General features: G+C 66.9%; 23 protein-coding genes. 18 read left to right on the top strand and 5 right to left on the bottom strand.

Going from position 1 to position 19,594, the window contains the following annotated elements; all coding sequences use genetic code 11:
- Positions 1 to 72: 72 nt before the first annotated feature.
- The 7 genes from BLM15_RS16605 (at position 73) to BLM15_RS16575 (ending at position 5,158) form a co-directional block, all read left to right on the top strand.
- The gene (locus BLM15_RS16605; protein ID WP_126116219.1) at positions 73 to 1,038 is read left to right on the top strand and encodes an aliphatic sulfonate ABC transporter substrate-binding protein; all 966 of its coding nucleotides are present in this window, start codon (positions 73 to 75) and stop codon (positions 1,036 to 1,038) included.
- Positions 1,039 to 1,058: 20 nt separating this feature from the next.
- Positions 1,059 to 1,892, top strand: a complete 834-nt coding sequence (locus BLM15_RS16600; protein ID WP_126113791.1) for an ABC transporter permease — start codon at positions 1,059 to 1,061, stop codon at positions 1,890 to 1,892.
- A gap of 10 nt (positions 1,893 to 1,902) precedes the next feature.
- Positions 1,903 to 2,685 carry an ABC transporter ATP-binding protein gene (locus BLM15_RS16595; RefSeq protein ID WP_126113790.1) on the top strand — a complete coding sequence of 261 codons (783 nt, stop codon included), beginning with the start codon at positions 1,903 to 1,905 and terminating at the stop codon, positions 2,683 to 2,685.
- A gap of 45 nt (positions 2,686 to 2,730) precedes the next feature.
- A complete protein-coding gene (locus BLM15_RS16590) occupies positions 2,731 to 3,135 on the top strand; it encodes a VOC family protein (RefSeq protein WP_126113789.1) in 405 nt (134 codons plus the stop codon).
- Positions 3,136 to 3,201: 66 nt separating this feature from the next.
- Positions 3,202 to 3,753 carry a GNAT family N-acetyltransferase gene (locus tag BLM15_RS16585; protein WP_126113788.1) on the top strand — a complete coding sequence of 184 codons (552 nt, stop codon included), beginning with the start codon at positions 3,202 to 3,204 and terminating at the stop codon, positions 3,751 to 3,753.
- Between the two features lie 136 nt (positions 3,754 to 3,889).
- The gene (locus BLM15_RS16580; RefSeq protein WP_164547540.1) at positions 3,890 to 4,603 is read left to right on the top strand and encodes an ATP-binding cassette domain-containing protein; all 714 of its coding nucleotides are present in this window, start codon (positions 3,890 to 3,892) and stop codon (positions 4,601 to 4,603) included.
- 45 nt (positions 4,604 to 4,648) lie between these two features.
- Positions 4,649 to 5,158 (top strand): OsmC family protein, encoded by a 510-nt coding sequence (locus BLM15_RS16575; RefSeq protein ID WP_126113786.1) that lies wholly within the window; start codon positions 4,649 to 4,651, stop codon positions 5,156 to 5,158.
- A 10-nt stretch (positions 5,159 to 5,168) separates the two neighbouring features.
- Here the strand turns inward: BLM15_RS16575 and BLM15_RS16570 are convergent, their stop codons facing one another.
- The gene (locus BLM15_RS16570; protein ID WP_126113785.1) at positions 5,169 to 6,410 is read right to left on the bottom strand and encodes an MFS transporter; all 1,242 of its coding nucleotides are present in this window, start codon (positions 6,408 to 6,410) and stop codon (positions 5,169 to 5,171) included.
- A 314-nt stretch (positions 6,411 to 6,724) separates the two neighbouring features.
- Here BLM15_RS16570 and BLM15_RS16565 point away from each other — a divergent pair, with 314 nt between their 5' ends.
- Complete coding sequence (locus tag BLM15_RS16565) at positions 6,725 to 7,264, top strand: hypothetical protein (protein WP_126113784.1); 540 nt, start codon at positions 6,725 to 6,727, stop codon at positions 7,262 to 7,264.
- Positions 7,265 to 7,279: 15 nt separating this feature from the next.
- Here the strand turns inward: BLM15_RS16565 and BLM15_RS16560 are convergent, their stop codons facing one another.
- A complete protein-coding gene (locus BLM15_RS16560) occupies positions 7,280 to 8,464 on the bottom strand; it encodes a DNA recombination protein RmuC (RefSeq protein WP_126113783.1) in 1,185 nt (394 codons plus the stop codon).
- 114 nt (positions 8,465 to 8,578) lie between these two features.
- Here BLM15_RS16560 and def point away from each other — a divergent pair, with 114 nt between their 5' ends.
- Genes def through truA form a run of 3 tightly spaced genes read left to right on the top strand, consistent with a single transcriptional unit; the run spans position 8,579 to position 10,816 of the window.
- Entirely contained in the window at positions 8,579 to 9,112 is a 534-nt protein-coding gene (gene def / locus BLM15_RS16555; protein ID WP_126113782.1) for a peptide deformylase, read from the top strand.
- Positions 9,113 to 9,146: 34 nt separating this feature from the next.
- The gene (fmt, locus tag BLM15_RS16550; protein ID WP_126113781.1) at positions 9,147 to 10,076 is read left to right on the top strand and encodes a methionyl-tRNA formyltransferase; all 930 of its coding nucleotides are present in this window, start codon (positions 9,147 to 9,149) and stop codon (positions 10,074 to 10,076) included.
- 2 nt (positions 10,077 to 10,078) lie between these two features.
- A complete protein-coding gene (truA, locus tag BLM15_RS16545) occupies positions 10,079 to 10,816 on the top strand; it encodes a tRNA pseudouridine(38-40) synthase TruA (protein ID WP_126113780.1) in 738 nt (245 codons plus the stop codon).
- Between the two features lie 7 nt (positions 10,817 to 10,823).
- Here truA and BLM15_RS16540 read toward each other — a convergent pair whose 3' ends face one another.
- The 3 genes from BLM15_RS16540 to BLM15_RS16530 form a co-directional block, all read right to left on the bottom strand.
- Positions 10,824 to 11,411 (bottom strand): hypothetical protein, encoded by a 588-nt coding sequence (locus BLM15_RS16540; RefSeq protein WP_126113779.1) that lies wholly within the window; start codon positions 11,409 to 11,411, stop codon positions 10,824 to 10,826.
- Positions 11,412 to 11,478: 67 nt separating this feature from the next.
- Positions 11,479 to 12,681 carry a succinyl-diaminopimelate desuccinylase gene (gene dapE, locus BLM15_RS16535; protein ID WP_126113778.1) on the bottom strand — a complete coding sequence of 401 codons (1,203 nt, stop codon included), beginning with the start codon at positions 12,679 to 12,681 and terminating at the stop codon, positions 11,479 to 11,481.
- Entirely contained in the window at positions 12,678 to 13,106 is a 429-nt protein-coding gene (locus tag BLM15_RS16530; RefSeq protein ID WP_126113777.1) for a DUF805 domain-containing protein, read from the bottom strand. Before BLM15_RS16530 ends, dapE begins: the two co-directional genes overlap by 4 nt.
- 234 nt (positions 13,107 to 13,340) lie before the next feature.
- Between BLM15_RS16530 and BLM15_RS16525 the strand changes: the two genes are divergently transcribed.
- From BLM15_RS16525 to ptsN, 7 genes are all read left to right on the top strand, one after another.
- A complete protein-coding gene (locus tag BLM15_RS16525) occupies positions 13,341 to 13,955 on the top strand; it encodes a ribonuclease D (protein WP_126113776.1) in 615 nt (204 codons plus the stop codon).
- Between the two features lie 116 nt (positions 13,956 to 14,071).
- The gene (gene lptC / locus BLM15_RS16520) at positions 14,072 to 14,809 is read left to right on the top strand and encodes an LPS export ABC transporter periplasmic protein LptC (protein WP_126113775.1); all 738 of its coding nucleotides are present in this window, start codon (positions 14,072 to 14,074) and stop codon (positions 14,807 to 14,809) included.
- A gap of 41 nt (positions 14,810 to 14,850) precedes the next feature.
- Positions 14,851 to 15,498 (top strand): LptA/OstA family protein, encoded by a 648-nt coding sequence (locus tag BLM15_RS16515; protein WP_236846328.1) that lies wholly within the window; start codon positions 14,851 to 14,853, stop codon positions 15,496 to 15,498.
- A 197-nt stretch (positions 15,499 to 15,695) separates the two neighbouring features.
- The gene (lptB, locus tag BLM15_RS16510) at positions 15,696 to 16,517 is read left to right on the top strand and encodes an LPS export ABC transporter ATP-binding protein (RefSeq protein WP_126116217.1); all 822 of its coding nucleotides are present in this window, start codon (positions 15,696 to 15,698) and stop codon (positions 16,515 to 16,517) included.
- A 158-nt stretch (positions 16,518 to 16,675) separates the two neighbouring features.
- Positions 16,676 to 18,208 carry an RNA polymerase factor sigma-54 gene (gene rpoN / locus BLM15_RS16505; protein WP_126113774.1) on the top strand — a complete coding sequence of 511 codons (1,533 nt, stop codon included), beginning with the start codon at positions 16,676 to 16,678 and terminating at the stop codon, positions 18,206 to 18,208.
- Between the two features lie 188 nt (positions 18,209 to 18,396).
- Entirely contained in the window at positions 18,397 to 18,984 is a 588-nt protein-coding gene (gene hpf, locus BLM15_RS16500; RefSeq protein ID WP_126113773.1) for a ribosome hibernation-promoting factor, HPF/YfiA family, read from the top strand.
- An 84-nt stretch (positions 18,985 to 19,068) separates the two neighbouring features.
- On the top strand, positions 19,069 to 19,530 hold the full coding sequence (gene ptsN / locus BLM15_RS16495) for a PTS IIA-like nitrogen regulatory protein PtsN (protein ID WP_126113772.1): 462 nt from the start codon (positions 19,069 to 19,071) through the stop codon (positions 19,528 to 19,530).
- Positions 19,531 to 19,594 lie beyond the last annotated feature (64 nt).

Genomic DNA, 19,594 nt, shown 5'->3' with positions numbered 1-19,594 from the left:
AAAGCGGGGGCGCCGGAGGCAATAGCCTCCACCCTTTCGCGCAAAGTCTTCGAAGGGGACGCCATGCCGATCATCTCAGCTTTGACCCGCCGCGCCGTGCTCGCCGGCCTCGCCGCAACCTCGCTTGCCTGGAGCGGCGCTGAGGCGCAGGCGCCCAAGGAGATTCGCGTCGACTACGCCACCTATAACCCCGTCAGCCTGGTGCTGAAGGACCGTGGCATCCTCGAAAAGGTGCTGGAGGCCGATGGCATCAAGGTGCGCTGGGTGCTCTCGGCCGGCTCGAACAAGGCGCTGGAATTCCTCAATGCCGGCTCGCTTGATTTCGGCTCGACCGCCGGCGCCGCCGCGCTGATCGCCAAGATCAACGGCAATCCGATCAAGTCGATCTATGTCTATTCGCGTCCGGAATGGACGGCTCTGGTCACCGGCGCCAAGACCGACATCACCAAGGTCGCCGACCTCAGGGGCAAGCGCGTCGCCGTCACCCGCGGCACCGATCCGCACATCTTCCTCGTTCGTTCGCTCGCCGAAGCGGGGCTGACCGAGAAGGACGTCAAGCTCGTGCTGCTGCAGCACGCCGACGGGCGGCTCGCGCTCGAGCGCGGCGATGTCGAGGCCTGGGCCGGGCTCGACCCGATGATGGCCGCCGCCGAGGTCGAGGCCGGCGCCAAGCTTTTCCACCGCAAGGCTGCCGACAACACCTGGGGCGTCCTCAACGTCCGCGAGGAGTTCGCCGAGAAGAACCCCGAGCTCGTCCGCAAAGTGCTCAAGGCCTATGAGGAGGCACGCGCCATCGCGCTCGCCAACCCGGCCGAGGTCAGGAAGGCGCTGGTCGAGGCGACCAAGCTCTCCGACGCGGTGATCGAGCGCCAGCTCACCCGCACCGAGCTGACCCACAGCACGATCGGCCCGGCGCAGGCCGAGACCATTCTCGCCGCGGGCCTGGCCTTGCAGCAGGCCGGAGTCCTGCCCGCCACTGCCGACGTCAAGGCGAGCGTCGACGCGCTGATCGACAAGCGCTTTGCTGCGACCAACTGAGCGGGCATGATCCCGTCGCGATGAGTTCGATCGAGATCGCAGACGCCATCGACGAGAAGCCGGCCGCGCCGCCTGCGCGGCCGGCTTCTCGCGTCGGCTTGCGGCTCGCCGGCTTCCTGCTGCCCGTCGTCCTCGCGATCATCTGGGAAATCCTGGTCCGCGCCGGTCTCGCCAATGGTCGGCTGATGCCGCCGCCAAGCGTGGTCGGCAAAACGCTCTGGCAGCTCGCCGTCAGCGGCGAGCTCTGGACTCATGCCTTGGCGACACTCTGGCGTGTTGCCGCGGGCTTCGGCATCGGCGCCGCCGTCGGCACCGCGCTCGGCGCCCTGACCGGCGCCCTGCCGCTGGCGCGCGGTCTGCTCGACCCGACCTTGCAGGCCCTGCGCGCCATCCCCTCGATCGCCTGGGTGCCGCTCTTCATCCTCTGGTTCGGCATCTTCGAGGCCTCGAAGGTGGCGCTGATCGCCGTCGGTGTCTTCTTCCCCGTCTATCTTGGCGTCGCCGCCGCGATCCTCTCGATCGACCGCAAGATCGTCGAGGTCGGCCGCGTCTTCCGGCTTGGCCGCCTCGCCATGGTCCGGCGCGTGCTCTTGCCAGCGATCCTGCCCGACTGGTTCACGGCGCTGCGCGGCGGCCTCGGGCTCGGCTTCATGTTCGTCGTCGCTGCCGAGATCATGGGCGCCAGCGAGGGTCTCGGCTATCTCCTGGTCGACGGCCAGCAGCTCGGCCGCCCCGACACGATCATCGCCGCGATCATCGCCTTCGCGGTGCTCGGCAAGCTCGCCGATGGATTGCTGCTCGCCATCACCCGCCCCTTCCTCGCCTGGCAGGACACCGCCAGGGACAGGCTCTGAGGGGACCGCCATGCTGGTCTTCGACGGCCTCTCCAAGACCTATGCCGACGGCACCCGCGCGCTCTCCGCGATCGACATCTCCGTCGCCGCCGGCGAAATCCTGGCGCTGGTCGGCGGCTCCGGTTGCGGCAAGACCACTTTGCTGCGCCTCGTTGCCGGGCTCGATCGCCCGAGCGAGGGGCGCATCCTGCTCGACGATGCCGCCATCACCGAGCCGCGGGCCGATGTCGGTGTGATCTTCCAGGAGCCGCGCCTGCTGCCCTGGCTTTCCGTCGCCGACAATGCCGGCTTCGGCCTCAGCCATCTGCCCGCAGCGGAACGCAACCGCCTCGTCACCGGTGCGCTCGCCCGCGTCGGCCTCGCCGGCTATGAGGCGCGCTGGCCGCGCGAGCTTTCCGGCGGACAGCAGCAGCGCGTCGCCATCGCCCGCGCCCTCGTCACGCGGCCCAAGCTCCTGCTGATGGACGAGCCCTTCTCGGCGCTCGACGCGACCACGCGCGCCAGTCTGCACGGCCATCTCCTCGCCCTCTGGGAGGAGAGCCGGCCGACCGTGGTGATGGTCACCCACGACGTCGAGGAGGCCGTGACGCTGGCCGACCGCATCGTCGTGATGCAGCCGCGGCCCGGCCGCATCTTCGACGAGCTCGACAACCCGCTGACCCGTCCGCGCGACCGGCTCTCGCCCGCCTTCGAGGCGATCAAGCGTGAGGCATTGCGCACGCTCGACCGCTCGCTTACCGACAGTGAGCCGCGTCAGCACAAGGCGGCCGAGAGTGCCGGCATGTGGTGGTGAGCCTCTCGGCGCGGAACAAGCCTGCCCGCGCCGGGTTCACCTCGCATGATCGATCACACCGGCATCGTCGTCACCGATCTCGCCAAGGCGCGCCGGTTCTATGACGCGATCGCCCGGCCGCTCGGCCTCGCCACCGCCTCCAACAGTCCGGAATCTTTCCTGTTTGGCCGCAGCGCTGAGGAGCCGATCCCCTATCTCTGGATCGGTACGCTCCGCCCCTCCTATTGGGTCGAAGGTTCGCGCGCCGGGCTGAATCAGGCCCATATCGCCTTCATCGCACCGGACAAGGCGGCTGTAGACGCATTCTACCAAGCGGCACGATCTGCCGGCGGACGCGACAATGGCCCGCCCGGTCCACGCGAGGGCGCCGGCGACTATTACGGCGCCTTCGTGCTCGACCCCGACGGTAACAATATCGAGGCCTGCGTGCGCGGCGTGCCGGCGCGCTGACCGCGCGGTTCCGCAGGCTCGCGCTTCGTGCCAGCCTGCGCGGGATTGCAGCCGACCGGTCTCACGATGATCTCCACGAAACGTCTTCAGTTGCGGCCGTCGGTTGCGGCAGACGCGCAGCGGGCCTTCGAGATCCAATCCGACTGGGCAGTCACGCGCATGCTGCGGATGGCCTCGTTCCCGCCCGATCGGACGGAGACCGAGGCCTGGTTCGCCGATCACCCCCGCCAATGGCGCGACGGCGAGGCCTATCGTTTCGCCGCGATGCTGGATGGCCGGATGATCGGCTTGGTCGACATCGATGAGATCGCCGGCAGCGAGGGCGAGCTCGGCTACTGGTTCGAGCGAGTAGCCTGGGGGCACGGTTTCGCCTCCGAGTCGGCGAGGGCGGTGGTGCGGTTCGCTTTCGCCGAAGCGGGCCTGTCGGCGCTCCGTTCGGGCCATGCGGCCGACAATGTGGCCTCGGGACGTATTCTGGCGAGGCTTGGTTTCCGCTTGCTCGACCAGGTCGAGCGCAGCTCGCGCTCCCGCGGCGAGACCGTGCTACAATGCCGCTACCGACTGATGCGGGACGAGTTCGTCGAGCGAGATCGTCTGTTTGACAAAACGGACGCCTAGACCGTATGAAAGGACATACGCGCCGATTTGAGCCTCAGCTTGCGGGCGCGAAACAAATGCAGCTAAAGCGCGGGAACGAAGAGATGGCCTGATGCCGTCGACGCTCCCTCCGCCTTGTCTTGGAAGGAGCCAGTTGATGTCGGCCGTTCTTCACAGTCTCCCCCGCTCTCTCGATGCCGCTCTGCCGCGCCCGGCGGCAGGCCAGGTTGTGGCGCTGCTCGGCGCCTCCATTGAGGCGCGCTCGGCGGCGCTTCGTGGATTTGCGGGGCTCGCATCCGGAGAGGGGACGGTTCCGACTCCGGAGATCGGCCTGCTCTGCGCCCGGCCACGCTTCTTCCCCTGGCTCAGCCTCATCGAGAACCTCGCCTTCGCTTTGCCGAAGGCGACGCCGTTCGAGCGCGAAGGCCTGATCGCCAATGTGCTGGTCCGCGTCGGCCTCGCCGGGCAGGCGGCGCAGCGCCCAGCCGCACTCTCGCCCGAGGAATTGCTGCGGCTCGCCATCGCCCGTCTCCTGCTGGTCAGGCCGAGGCTGCTGCTGATCGACGAGCCCTTTGCGGCGCTCGACGCCGAGGCGAGAGAGCGGCTGGCCGCCTTCCTGCCGGAGCTGTGTACGCAGGGGCGCCCCGCCGTCGTTATTGCGGCCGGCTCCGCCGAGGAGGCCGTACGTTTGGCCGACCGCATCCTCGTTCTGCCGCAGGGAGCGGGGCCGGTGGCCTTCAGTCTCGACAATCTGCTGAGCCGCCCGCGCGACGAGCGCTCCGTCGGCTTCGTCGCGCTGCGCCGTGAATTGCGCCGGGCGCTCGAAAAGGAAAGTCGGAATGTCGTGCCGGAGGTGGAGGCAGCCGCCTGAACCAGCTAGACAGGCCGCGACCCGTTTCTGCCGAGGATCAAGATCATGGACGTCACCGCGCTGCGCGCTCTGCAGGCCCCGCTCAAGGACAAGTACCGTGAGGCGCCCGATGCGGCGGTGATCACGCTGAAGGCCAAGGGCGAGCTCGACGACCAGCACATCGCCTGCAAGGTCGAGACCGGCCGGGCGATCGCGCTTGCCGGCCTGCATCCTGCGACCGGCGGCTCCGGCGCTGAGCTCTGCTCCGGCGACATGCTGCTCGAGGCGCTTGTCGCCTGCGCCGGCGTCACGCTGAAGGCGGTCGCGACCGCGCTTGAAATCGACTTGAAGAAGGGCACGGTCCGTGCCGAGGGCGATCTCGATTTCCGCGGCACGCTCGGCGTCGCCAAGGATGCCGCCGTCGGCTTCAAGGCGATCCGCCTTGCCTTCGACGTCGAGACCGACGCGCCGCAGGAGAAGCTCGATACCTTGCTCAAGCTGACTGAACGCTACTGCGTCGTCTTCCAGACCCTGAACGTCAAGCCGGAGCTGTCGGCGGTGTTGCAGACCGCCTGAGCTAACGCGCTCAGCCGGGCAGGGGGCGCGGCGTCCCGTCAGGATCCGTTGCTTCCGGCTCCTGCGAGATCGGCGCGGTCAGCGGGGTGATGATCGCGAAGGGCCGTTCGGCCATCTGCTCTGCGGCCGCCCGCTGCCGGATGCGCAAGCCGGCGACGGCCGCGAGAGCGGCGGTCGCGGCAGCCATCAGATAGAGCAGCCCGTTGATGTCGAGACGCGCCATCACCTGGGCGCCGAGGATCGGGCCGAACGCCGAGCCGATGCCGCTGACCAGGATCAGCCGGCCGCTGACGGCGACGATACGGTCCTGTGGCATGCGATCGAGCGCATGCGCGACGCAGACCGGATAGAGCGTCGACATGAAGCCGCCGAGCAGGGCGGCGACCGGCAGCACCAGCGCCAGATGACGCGGCACGAGATCGAGCAGCACTGCCGCAGCGGAAAAGCCCAGCGCGAGCCCTGCCAGCACGACCCGGCGGTCGCCCCGATCCGACAGCCTGCCGACCGGGACCTGAAAGGCGAATCCGCCGAGCACCGCGACAAGCATGAACAGGGCGATGGTCTCCTGGGGAATGTTGTTCCGGGCCATCCAGGCCGGGAACAGCGCGTAGAAGGCGCTGGTGACGATGCCCGAGACGACGCAGCCGATCACCGAGACCGGCGCCTGTCGCGTCAGCTCGCCATAGGCGAGGGACGTGTCGCTCGGAAGCGGCGGCGCCTCGGCGCGCGTCGCGCTTACCATCATCAGCGCCAGCGCGAAGAGCGCGACGACGATGTTGAACGGCGTCGTCGAGGCGACGGGCAGCTTGCCGATCAGGAGTTGGCCGGCCGCCAGCGCCAGGAACGTGCCGACCATGTAGATCGAGAAGATTCGCCCGCGCTGGTCCGGCGGTGCCTTGGCGTTGAGCCAGCTTTCCGTCGTGATGAACAGGCCGACGCAGCCGATGCCGATCGCCATCCGGCACAGGATCCAGCCGAGCGGCGAGACGAAGAGTGGCATTGCCGCGGTCGCGACCACCACCAGGCCGGCGAAGGCGGCGTAGGCGCGGATATGACCGATGCGCTGGATGACGCGACCGCAGCCGATGGCGCCGATCGAGAAGCCGACGAAATAGGCGCTGAGCACGAGGCCGGTGAGCGTCGCCCCGAAATCCTCGATCGTCAGGCGCAGCGACAGGAACGTGTTGAAGAAGCCGTTGGCGAGCTGCACGAGGCTCGTCGCGGCGATGAGCGTTCCGATCTGGACGAGCACGTCTGAAGGCCTCCGGCGCAAATCTGGGGAGGCCCCAGCTCAACGCCGGAATGTGCTCTCGCCATGGCAGGCCGGGATCAGGCGTGTGCTGCGTGGGTGCCGGCGGGACGCTGAAGGCGGTCGATATCGAGTTGAGAGAAGGTGTTCGCCGAAGCGTGGAGCGCTTCATCCCGGCCATCCGGAGCGCGGCGGGTAAAAAGGCCGATCTCGTCACAAAGGCGTTTCTGCAGCTGCGATACAGGCTCTGATCAGGCCAAGCTCGAACCGTCCTGCATTGCTCGCCCCGATTGCAGGCGCCGCAACAGGAGATGCGTATGCCGATTATCGCGACCATCGTCGGCGCTATCACCACCGGTGTGATCTACTGGATGATCTGGGGCGGCGGCATGGAATATGTCAGCCAGCGTCTCAGCGCCGGCAGCGAGCAGAAGCGCCGCGAGCTCCTGAGCAAGCGTCGCGCCGAGGCCGAAGCCGAGGCGCGCCGCACCGCGTTGAAGACGCTGCCGGAAAGCCGCGACGGCGCCGTCGCGCTGATGTGCCTCGTCGCCAATGAGCGCGGCGAGCCGACGACCGAGCAGCTCGACCTGATCCGCAGCGAAATGCGCGTCATGCTGGAATACGGCGCCGATCTGGAGGAGCGCCTCGTCCTGGCGCGTCATGCCGTGAAGGCGTCTCCCTCGAAGACGATCGCCCTAATGGATCTGCGCGACCTGCTGCGGCCTCATCTCAACCGGGCGGAGTTCGAGGAACTCTTTTCGATGCTGCGCCGGGTCGCTGCGCTTCACGGCGGCCCGACCGACGGTCAGGACAGCCTGATTGGCGAGGCCGAGCGGCAATTGCCGCGGCCACGCTGAGACCGGTTGCGGCTCCTACTCCGCCGCCTTCAGCTTCACCTCTTTGGCGAAGGGCAGCGCCGGCTCGTTGGGGCGAGCATCGTCGAATTCGAGCGCGCCGATCCTCTCGGCCCGGCCGGTGACCTTGCCGGCCGAGGTCTTGATCTGGGTGACATCGTCCTGCGCCTGGCGGAAATGATTGTCGAGCTTGTCGACGCGCTCGCCGAGGCGGCGGACATCGTCGAGCAGTTTGCCGACCTCCGACTGGATCACCTGCGCCTCCTCGCGCATGCGGGCATCGCGGACCAGCGACTGCATCAGCTGGATCGCTAGCGCCAGCAGCGAGGGCGAGACGATCATCACCCTGGCGCGATGTGCCTTCTGGATGACGTCGTCGAAATGCTCGTGCAGGTCGGCATAGATCGATTCCGAGGGCACGAAGAGCAGCGCCATGTCCTGCGTCTCGCCCGGCAGGAAATAGCGCTCGGCGATGTCCTTGACGTGCTGGCCGACATCGCCGCGAACCCGCGCCGAGGCCTGCTTCTTTGCCTCGTCGCCGCGCGCTTCGCGCAGCATGGTGAAGCTCTCCAGCGGGAACTTCGCGTCGATGACGAGGCCGCGCCCGTCGCCCGGCAGGGTAACCAGGCAGTCCGGTCGCTTGCCACTCGAGAGTGTGGGCTGAAACGAAAAGAACGCGGCCGGAAGCCCGTCGCGGATGATCGCCTCCATCCGGCCTTGGCCATAGGCGCCGCGCGCCTGCTTGTTGGAAAGCACGTCCTTCAGCGTCACCACCTCGCCGGTGAGCTCGGTCAGGTTCTTCTGGGCGCTGTCGATGACGGCGAGCCGCTCCTGCAATTTGCCGAGGCTCTCGCTGGTCTGGCGGACATTCTGCTCCAGCCCGGCGCCGACCTGCTGGCGCAACCCGTCCATCCGGTCGGCCATGACACGGGCGAGGTCGCCCTGCCGGGTCGAGAGGATCTCGGCCATGGTCTGCATCCGGCCGGTGAGCTCGGCTTGCAGCCGGTTCATCTCGGCGACCTTGTCATCCATTTCGCGGGCGCGCTCGGCCGCCATCGCCGCTTCCATCTCGCGCCGGCGCGAGCCGCGCCAGGACGAGAGCAGCGCCAGCAGAAGCAAAGCAAGGGTCAGCCCGGCAAAGCCGAAGGTGGCCTCGGCCCAGCTCACCGGGCGCTCCAGCAGGACGAAGGCGATCTGGTTCATCCCGGGAGCCTACACGATTCGCGTGGCAATTCTGGAACGAAAGCGGAACAGTTTGACCGCTTCCCCACAAGAGCTTATGTCGCCGCAACTCCCGACAATTGTTTCGAGCGCCCTATGGCTATCCGTCCTCTCGTCATCCTGCCCGACTCGATGCTGCGCAAGGTTTCCGCACCGATCGGCGACATCACGCCGGAGATTCGCAAGCTGGCGGAAGACATGCTCGAGACGATGTACGACGCGCCGGGAATCGGCCTGGCCGCGATCCAGATCGGCGAGCCGATCCGCCTCGTCACCCTCGACGTCTCGAAGAAGGCGGAGGAGGGTGAGGAGCAGGCGCGCGAGCCGATGGTCCTCATCAATCCTGAGGTGACCTGGAGTTCGAAGGAGCTCAGCTCCTATGAAGAAGGCTGCCTCTCGATCCCCGAATATTACGAGGAGGTCGAGCGGCCGGCGCAGGTCAAGGTCAGCTATCGCGATCTCGATGGCAAGGCGCAGGAGATCGAGGCCGACGGCCTGCTCGCCACCTGCCTGCAGCACGAGATCGACCACCTCAACGGCGTGCTCTTCATCGATTATCTGTCGCGGCTGAAGCGGGAGCGCGTGACCAAGCGCTTCGCCAAGGCAGCGAAACGGGACAGCGCGGCCTGAACGGCAGGCCGGTAGCTATGGACAGCGTCATCGCATGAGTTTGCGCGTCATCTTCATGGGCACGCCGGATTTCGCCGTGCCCACTTTGACCGAGATCATCGGCCAGGGCCACGAGGTCGTCTCCGTCTACACCCGCGCCCCGGCGCCGGCCGGACGTGGGATGGAGCTGCGGCCCTCGCCGGTTCAGGTCACGGCCGAGCGCTTCGGCATCCCGGTGTTCTCGCCGAAGACGCTGAGGACCGCTGAGGCCGTCGAGATCATGGCCTCGCACCAGGCCGATGTCGCCGTCGTCGTTGCCTATGGCCTGATCCTGCCCAAGGCGATCCTCGAGGTGCCGGAGCTCGGCTGCCTCAACCTGCACGCTTCGCTGCTGCCGCGCTGGCGCGGCGCCGCGCCGATCCAGCGCGCCATCATGGCCGGCGATGCCGAGACCGGCGTCTGCGTGATGAAGATGGAGGAGGGGCTCGACACCGGCCCCGTCGCCATGGTCGAGACGCTGGCGATCGACGGCAACGCCACGGCCGGCGACATGCACGACCGTCTTGCAGAGCTCGGCGCCGATCTGATGGTCCGGGCGCTGCCGGCCCTCGGCCGCGGCGGCCTGCGCTTCACGCCGCAGCCCGAAGAGGGCGTCACCTATGCCAGCAAGATCGGCAATGACGAGGCCAAGCTGAGCTGGAACCGGCCGGCGCAACAGGTCCACGATGTCGTGCGCGGCCTCTCGCCTTTCCCGGGCGCCTTCGTCGAGGTCGATCTCGGTAAGGGGCCGGAGCGTTTGAAGTTGCTGCGCACCGCGCGCGCCGGCGGCGCGGCAGAGCCCGGCACGCTGCTCGACGATGACGGCACGGTCGCCTGCGCGGTCGGGGCGGTGAAGCTGCTCCAGGTCCAGCGCGCCGGCAAAGGGCCGATGAGCGCCCAGGAGTTCCTGCGGGGGGCACGACTCTCGGCGGGCGCGAAGCTGTAGCGATGCCGCGTTACAAGCTCGTCATCGAATATGACGGCACGCCCTTCTCAGGCTGGCAGCGCCAGCTCAACGGGCCGTCGGTACAGCAGAGTGTCGAAGAAGCGATCGAGGCCTTCTGCGGCCACGCCGTGCGCCTGCATTGCGCCGGGCGCACCGATGCCGGCGTCCACGCCACCCATCAGGTCGCCCATGTCGATCTCGACAAGGAGTGGCGCACCGATGTCGTGCGCGACGCCAGCAATGCCAGGCTGAAGCGCCTGCCGGTGGCGGTGCTGAGTGCCGAGGCGGTGCCCGATACGTTCGATGCCCGCATCTCGGCGCTGCGCCGTTATTACATCTATCGCATCCTCGACCGTCGGGCGCAGCCTGCCCTCGATGCCAACCGCGTCTGGCATGTCCCGGTCAGGCTCGACCACGAGGCGATGGACCGCGCCGCCAAGGCGCTGCTCGGCCATCACGACTTCACCACCTTCCGTGCCGCCGAATGCCAGGCCAACAGCCCGATGCGCACGCTCGACCGGTTCGACTGCCGTCGCGAGGGGGCCGAGATCGTCGCCTATGTCCATGCCCGTTCCTTCCTGCATCATCAGGTCCGCTCCATGGTCGGCTGCCTGAAGATGGTCGGCATGGGGCGCTGGCCGGAGAACAAGGTCGGCAAGGTGCTGGTAGCGCGCGATCGCTCGCAATGCGCCGCGCTGGCGCCGCCGACCGGGCTTTACCTCGCCGGCGTCGATTACTGAGATCGGATCAGAATCCGGCCAGCCCGAAGCTCTTCAGCACCGCATAATCGGCAACCAGGCTGGCGCAGGCGATCGCCCCTGCGACGCGGCTTTCGGCGCCAAAGGCGGCCCTCGCTACGCAATAACGCAGCCGCAGCACGATCGCCGCGAAGGCGAGGCTCTGGAAGCCGGCGATGCCAGGATTCGACCAGCCCAGCGCGAAGACTGTCGCCGGCACCGCCATCAGTGCCGCCGAGAGGATGCCGGCCCAGTTCCAGGCGATGATGAAGCCGGTGAAGCGCGGATTGTGGGTGAGGTTCGGCACGAGCCCGACCAGCAGCGCCGGCACTGCAAGGATCGCCAGTATCTCGGCGGTGACGATGGTGGCGACGAGGCCGGGGGCGTCGAAGAGCCCGCCGCTGTTCGAGAGGCCGGCGAGCGTGCGCTCGGCCGCCAGTGCCGGGATCATCGATGGCACGACCAGCACCAGCGCGAGATAGGAGCGCCAGAAGCCGTCGCGGCTGAGATCGAGATCAGGCAAGGCCTTCGCGTCGGCCCGCAGCAGGCGCCAGGAGGCGGCGAGCGATCGCGTCACATCGTCGGCAGCAAGCCTCATGGCCCAACCCTCCGGACGTCACGGTATTAGACTTTCGTCTAAACTGTGGGCATCAGGGTCGGTTCCGTCAAGCGCGCCGCGCTGCGGCAAAATAATCCGTCAGTAAACGATGCGTGATCCGCTCCAGCGTCATCAAATCGGCCGTGGCGACCCGCTCGTCGATCTGGTGCATGGTCTGGCCGACGACACCGTATTCGACCACCGGGCAGTAGTTCTTGATGAAGCGGGCGTCGGAGGTGCCGCCGGTCGTCGACAGGGCAGGGCGCTTGCCGGTCTCGGCTTCGACTGCATCCGCGACCATGGCGACGAACGGTCCCGGCTGGGTCAGGAAGGCGACCGCATTGGTCGGCTCGAAGCTGACCTCGTAGCGCACCGCATTGCCGGCCGCCTCGCGCAGCCGCCGCTCGATCTCGGCGGCCAGCGTCTCCGGCGTCCACAGATCGTTGAAGCGGATGTTGAAGACGGCCCTGGCCTGCGCCGGGATCACGTTCGTCGCCGGATTGCCGACATCGAGCGTTGTCACCTCGAGATTGCTCGGGTCGAAATGCTTGGTGCCGGCGTCGAGCGGCGTCGCGTCCAGTGCCGCCAGCAGCCGAACCATGCCGCGGATCGGGTTCTGGGCCAGATGCGGATAGCCGACATGGCCCTGCACGCCCTGAATGGTGAGCTTGCCGGTCAGCGAGCCGCGTCGGCCGATCTTGATCATGTCGCTCATCGCAGCCGGATTGGTCGGCTCGCCGAGCAGGCAATGGTCGAAGCGCTCGCCGCGCTGATCGGCCCAGGCGAGCAGCTTGACCGTGCCGTTGACGGCCGCTCCTTCCTCGTCGCCGGTGACGAGGAAGGAGATCGAGCCGGGCGCCTGCGGGTTCTTGCGGCGATAGCGGATCGCGCCAGCGACCATGGCCGCGAGCCCGCCCTTCATGTCGCAGGCGCCGCGACCATAGAGGACGCCATCGACGATCTCGGCGGCGAAGGGATCACGTGTCCAGGCGGCGAGATCACCGGGTGGCACGACATCGGTATGGCCGGCGATGACGAGGACCGGTCCCTCGCTGCCGATGCGGGCATAGAGGTTTTCGATGTCCGGCATGCCGGGCTCGGAGAAGATCGGGCGCTCGACGCTGAAGCCCTCGGCGCTCAGCACGGCGCCGAGCAACGCGAGCGCGCCGCCTTCTACTGGCGTCACCGAAGGACAGCGCACCAGAGCCTGGGTGAGGGCGATCGGGTCGGCGGGATCGAAGTCGAGGAGGGCGGGCGCGTTCGGGCTCATGATGCCCGTTTAGCAGCCCCTTCTTGCTCCGCAAGCGTCGCATCTGGGTTGATGCCCGGCATCAGGCCGAGATCGATCAGCGCGACCAGCCAGGCCATCGTCGAGATCGCGACCAGCGAAGGCGCCCAGGCATAGCCGAGCAGCGGTTGCAGTTCCCGCGGCAGGACGATGGCGCAGATCAGCAATATGCCGAAGAGCGACGAGCCGCCGCGGTCGGTGGCGCGCTTGGCAGCTAAGGCAGCCCAGGGAAATAGGGCGAAGGTGTTGGCGAAGGCGACAATCATCGCCGCACTGTGCCTGTCAGTCAGGCGCGGTGCGCCCCACTGGATCGCCAGCAGGCAGAGTGCGAGCGCGATACTGCCAAGCCAGAACTGGCGTAGGCCGATGCGGCCGTCGAGATCGGTGAACAGGCGGATTGCGGACATGCGTCAGGCTCCGATTCCGCATCCTTGCATGCCCGCACGCTCGAATGAAGCATATGCTTAATAAAAGGTTAATGCGCCCGAACCGGTTGTGTTGCCAGAGAAAAAGCTTGAATGCGGCCGGGCGCGCCGCTAGCTGCGAAGCGTTCTCCGGAATTCTGAGGAAGCCATTCGGCGTGACTGGCGGATGGCGGGTTGATTGAGCGGCGCGCGGCGCTGCCGAGCGAGGTTTTGGGCATGACCATTCGTCTGCATCGCGGCGATCTGCCGGAGGGGTTCCAGCCTGGGCCGATCCTGGCGATCGACACCGAGACCCTGGGGCTTAACCCGCAGCGCGACCGGCTCTGCGTGGTTCAGCTCTCGCGCGGCGACGGCACCGCCGATGTCGTGCAGATTCCGAAAGATGCGCCGGCGCCGGCCAATCTCTGCCGCGTCCTTGCCGATCCCGGCGTATTGAAGCTCTTTCACTTCGCCCGTTTCGACATCGCTGCGCTGGAAAAGGCGTTCGAGGTCGTCACCGCGCCGGTCTACTGCACCAAGATCGCCTCCAAGCTGGTACGCACCTATACCGACCGGCACGGTCTGAAGGATCTGGTCCGGGAGCTACTCGGCGTCGACTTGTCCAAGCAGCAGCAGTCCTCGGATTGGGGCGCCGAGACGTTGACCGAAGCGCAGCTCGGCTATGCCGCAGCCGACGTGCTGCATCTTCATGCCTTGAAAGCGAAGCTCGACGTGATGCTGGAGCGCGAGGGGCGCGGGCATCTCGCCAAGGCCTGCTTCGATTTCCTGCCGACGCGCGCCGAGCTCGATCTCGCCGGCTGGCCCGAGGTCGACATCTTCGCACATACGTAAAGTTGAGTTATCTGAACTAAGCTATTCGCCGAGCGGCTGCCGAACCGGTCGCGCGCGCCTGTTGGGACGCGCCGGTTCGACATGAAAAAGCCGCTGGCGGCTGGCAATTGGCGGGCATGACCTTGGCGATCACGACCCCTGAGACACGAAGCCCGGCAGCGATGCGGGCGCAGATCCGGCAGCGTGCCTTCCAGGCGGCGCGCCGGCATTCTGCACTCGTGCGCTTGCTGCGGCGGCTGATCCCGGTCGGAGCCGTCGTCGCGGTGGTCGGCCTGATCGTCGTCCCCTTCTTCAATCCGTTGCGTCAGGTCGGCAATGTCTCACTGGGCGGAATCAGCCTGTCGGGCGGCAAGGTCGTGATGGAGGCTCCGAAGCTCGCCGGCTACCGCAAGGACAATAGCCCCTACGAGGTCACGGCCGATTCGGCGCTGCAGGACGTGCGCAATCCGACGCAGATCGAGCTGGTCAAGATGACGGCCCGCGTGCTGATGAAGAACGAGGGCTGGATCAACATCAACGCCCAGAGCGGCCATTTCGATCAGCAGAAGGAAAAGCTGAAGCTGGTCGACGATGTGAAGATCCGCACCGAGTCGGGCTATGATGTCCGCATGCGAACGGCCGATGTCGACTTCAAGGGCGGAACGGTCAACTCGCGCGAGCCGGTCAAGGTCAATCTCGGCACCACCACGGTCGACGCCGACACGCTCGACGTGAAGGACAATGGAGCGCTGATCACTTTCGAAGGCCGCGTGCATGTCCTGATCGAGAATGCACCGGCGCGCAGCCTCGCGGGGCCGGAGCGCGAAGGCAGCACGCCGAACCTCGAAGCCCTTCGTTCTACTGCGAAGCCGTGAGATCATCGTACCGAGCCATGCAGGTCAACCACAGGTCACCGATGAAACCCTTCGTTCTTGCTCTCGCTGTTCTGATCGCGCCAGCGCTCGCGACGGCGACATTCGCTCAGCAGCCGGCTGCCAAGCCTGCCAAGGCGCGTGGCGGCGCGCCGGGCTCGCCCTTCGGCGGCATGGGCGGCGACAGCAAGGAGCCGATCAAGATCGATGCGAACAAGCTCGATGTGCTCGACAAGGACAACAAGGCGGTCTTCTCCGGCAATGTCGTCGCCGTGCAGGGCGAGACCACCGTGCGCTGCTCGGTAATGACGGTGTTCTACGAAGGCCGTGGCCAGGGCGGCACGCCGAAGCCGGCTCAGCCGGCCGCGCAGGGCCAGGGTCAGGGCAATGACGGCGCGATCAAGCGTATCGAATGCGCTGGTCCTGTGACCGTCGTCTCGAAGACGCAGGCTGCGACCTCGGACAACGCCGTCTTCGACCGCGCCAACAACAAAGTGATCATGACCGGCAATGTCGCGTTGAACGATGGCCCGAACATCACGCGGGGCGACCAGCTCGTCTACGATACCCAGACCGGCGTCGCCAACGTGACCTCGAAGGGCCGCGTCCAGGGCTTCTTCGTGCCGAACTCGGGAGAGGCCGGCAAGGACAACAAGGCGGGAGCCAAACCGGCGGCCGCACCGACCAACTGAATTCCTTTGCGGCTGGGGCGGCCGCAGGAAGGCGTTGCCAGTTGGGCGCGCCTCGCATACCAGAGCGGACCCATGTCGAACGCCAGCAGCTCGCGCTTTTTCCTGTGACGGTGTCTCTTTCTCCTCCTCCGGCGGCTGGCCAGCAGGCGCAGCCCGGCGTAACGCGGCCGGCCAAGGCGCCGGCGGCGCGCTCTGGCCTGTTCACCAGGCTCGGCGGGCTCTTCGGCAAGGGCAAGGACAAGCTGGCGCCTGAAGAGGACGTGCAGCCTGGTCCCATCGCGAGTGCTGTCGGCGGCAGCGGTATCCTGGCCGTCAGCGGCCTGCGCAAGACCTATGGTGCCCGCAACGTCGTGAGCGAGGCCTCGCTCTATGTTCGCAACGGCGAGGCGGTCGGCCTGCTCGGGCCGAACGGCGCCGGCAAGACCACGATCTTCTACATGATCACCGGCCTGGTCAGCGCCGATATGGGCGTGATCTCGCTCGAAGGGAACGACATCACCACCCTGCCGATGTACCAACGCGCCCGGCTCGGCATCGGCTACCTGCCGCAGGAGGCCTCGATCTTCCGCGGCCTCTCGGTCGAGGACAATATCCGCGCCGTGCTGGAGGTGGTCGAGCCGAACCGCAAAAAGCGCGAACGCGAGCTCGACAAGCTGCTCGACGAGTTCAACATCGCCCGCCTGCGCAAGGCGCCCTCGATCGCGCTCTCGGGCGGCGAGCGGCGGCGCTGCGAGATCGCCCGCGCGCTCGCCGGCCGCCCCTCGTTCATCCTGCTCGACGAGCCCTTCGCCGGTATCGACCCGATCGCGGTCGGCGACATCCAGGAGCTGGTGCGGCAATTGACCGATCGCGGCATCGGCGTGCTGATCACCGACCACAATGTCCGCGAGACTCTGGGCCTCGTCGACCGCGCCTACATCATCCATTCGGGTCGTGTGCTGACCGAAGGCTCGCCGGCCGAGATCATCGCCAATGCCGATGTCCGCCGCGTCTATCTCGGCGAGGACTTCCGGCTCTGAGCGGAATCGGTGGGCGCTCTGCCTGCCGATGTTGCAGCGCATTAACTTCCCGGGGCGAAAGCCCCCGAAGAGCTTTGACGCCGCCGCGGCCTCCGGCTAGTCTGGCTGACAGGCAAGAACCGTGCCGAATTGCCGCAGGCTGAGGAGTCAGGGTCGCGATGGCGATGATGCCACGCATGGAGCTGCGCCAGGGCCAGTCCTTGGTGATGACGCCGCAATTGCTGCAGGCGATCAAGCTGCTCCAGCTCTCCCATCTTGAACTGCAGAGCTTCGTCGAGGGCGAACTCGAGCGCAATCCGCTGCTCGAACGCAGCGACGAGGCTCCGGAGCCGGGCTTGCTGAATGGCGCGGGTGAAAGCCCGCATACAGCCGACGCAGAAACCTACGCTCGCGCCGAGAGCCTCAACACCCAGGAAGGCATGGAAGGCAGGCTTGGCACCGGGCTCGACAACGTCTTCCAGAACGAGCAACCGCAGGCGGCGCGGCTCGAGACGCAAGGGGCCGACAGCCTGCCGATCATCGGCGGGAGTTATGGCGGCTCTGGCGGCTCCTTCGAGGAGGGGCCGGAGGGCTTCGAAAATGGCCTGACCAGCGAGCTCTCGCTGCACGATCATCTCAGCGCCCAGCTCGATCTCGCGATCACCGCGCCGGCGGAGCGGCTGATCGGCAGCCACATTATCGATGGCGTCGACGATTCCGGTTACCTGACGGAGCCGCTGCCCGATATCGCCGAGCGCCTCGGCGTCGATCTTGTCAGGGTCGAGGCAGTGCTCACTGTCGTCCAAGGCTTCGACCCGAGTGGCGTCGCTGCCCGCGACGTCAGCGAATGCCTGGCGATCCAGCTGCGTGACCGCAACCGCTACGATCCGGCCATGCAGGCCCTCATCGCCAACCTGCCGCTGGTCGCCAAGCGCGACTACGCCGCCCTCAAGCGGATTTGCGGCGTCGACGACGAGGACATCGCCGACATGGTCGCCGAGATCAGGCGGCTCGATCCCAAGCCCGGACGCGCCTTTGGCGGCTCGGCGGCGGAGACTGTGGTGCCGGACGTCTTCATCCGTGCCGCGCCGGACGGCTCCTGGCTGGTCGATCTCAACCCCGACACGCTGCCGCGGGTGCTGGTGAACCAGACCTATCACGCTCGTGTCTCGAAGGTAGCACGCAGCGATGCGGACAAGGCCTTCATCGCCGAATGCCTGCAGACGGCGAACTGGCTGACCCGCTCGCTCGAGCAGCGCGCCCGTACCATCCTCAAGGTCGCCAGCGAGATCGTGCGCCAGCAGGACGGCTTCTTCGCCCATGGTGTCGAGCATTTGCGCCCGCTCAATCTGAAGACGGTCGCCGATGCGATCGGCATGCATGAATCGACCGTCTCGCGCGTCACCTCGAACAAATACCTCGCCTGCTCGCGTGGTGTCTTCGAGATGAAGTACTTCTTTTCCGCCGCGATTGCCGCAACCGGCTATGGCGAGGCGCATTCGGCCGAGGCCGTGCGCCACCGCATCAAGCAGATGATCGACGAGGAAGCGCCAAGGGATGTGCTCTCGGATGATGCGATCGTCGCCAAGCTGAAGGATAGCGGCATCGACATCGCCCGCCGCACCGTAGCGAAGTATCGGGAATCGCTGCGCATTCCGTCCTCGATGGAACGACGTCGCGAAAAAGCGGCGATGGCGTTCGCCGGGCGCTGAGCCTCCGGGAGCTCGCTGCCGCCCGGCGTGGGCGGCATCACGCCGCGGCGGCTACCGCAAGTCGCCCGTCTTCCGTCATGTCGTCTGTGCAGCTCCCCCCGCCGATGCATTGACAACCTCGGGGGCCCGTCCTTACCTCCTCAGGATGGTCGGCTACTGACCATGGCGACAAGAAGGGGAAGCACTCCATGAGCTTGCGAATCTCCGGCAAGAATCTCGATGTCGGCGAGGCCCTGCGCGGCCAAGCCGAGACCAGGGTCGCCGCAGCATTGGGTAAGTACTACGAGGGTGGCTACCAGGGCCACGTCACCGTCGGCAAGGACGGTACCGCCTTCAAGACCGATGGCGTCCTGCATCTCTCTTCCGGCATCACGCTCGAAGCCTCGGCCACGGCACATGACCCGTATGCCAGCCTCGACAAGATGGCCGAGCGCATCGAAAAGCGCCTGCGACGCTACAAGCGCCGGCTGAAGGATCGCGCTGCGGCCGCCAATGGGCGCGAGCCCGCTCTCGAAATCCCCAGCTATGTGATCGCCGCTCCCGATGAGGACATCGAGGAGCACGAGGCTGATCACGCTGGCGAGAACCCCGTGATCGTGGCGGAGTCGACCAAATCCCTGCATCAGATGACGGTTGGCGATGCGGTCGCCGAGCTCGATCTGACCGGCGCGCCTGTGGTTATCTTCCGCCATGCTGGCAATGGCCGCATGAACGTCGTATACCGCCGCCGCGACGGCAATATCGGCTGGATCGATCCGCCGGCTTCTCTTTCTTGAAGTCCCGCCGCTGACGGAGTTCGGGTGCCGGCCAGGATGCCGGTGGTGCCTGCATTCCGGCACGGGACATGCATGGATTGGCCTATGACGCTGACCGATCTTCTCCGGCCCGATGCGGTGATTTCGCCGTTACGCGCCAACTCCAAGAAGCAGGCTCTGCAGGAACTGGCGCAGCACGCCGCCCTGCTCACCGGACTTCCCGAGCGTGAATTGTTCGAAGCCCTGCTCCAGCGCGAGCGCCTCGGCTCGACCGGCATCGGCGACGGCATCGCGATTCCGCACGGCCGCATGGCCGGCATCGATCGGCTCGTCGGCCTGTTCGCCCGTGCCGAGAAGGCGATCGACTTCGAGGCGCTCGACGGTCAGCCGGTCGACATCGTCTTCGTGCTGATCGCTCCGGAAGGGGCGGGGGCCGACCACCTCAAGGCGCTGGCCCGCGTCGCCCGCGTGCTGCGCAACCAGGCGGTTCTGGAGCAGGTGCGTCATGCCCATGACCCGGCCGCGATCTACGCCATCCTGGCGGAAACGGCAGCCAAGGCGGCCTGAAGACGGGCCGCCCGAAGCGGCCCTTCCTTTGAATGATGACAGTCTAGGCTTGGAGGCCTCGCCT

Origin of the sequence: Bosea sp. Tri-49, assembly GCF_003952665.1 — a bacterium.
In the GTDB taxonomy this organism is placed as follows: domain Bacteria; phylum Pseudomonadota; class Alphaproteobacteria; order Rhizobiales; family Beijerinckiaceae; genus Allobosea.
The sequence above is the reverse complement of the archived record's forward strand: the minus strand, read 5'-3'. Positions and strand labels throughout refer to the sequence as shown.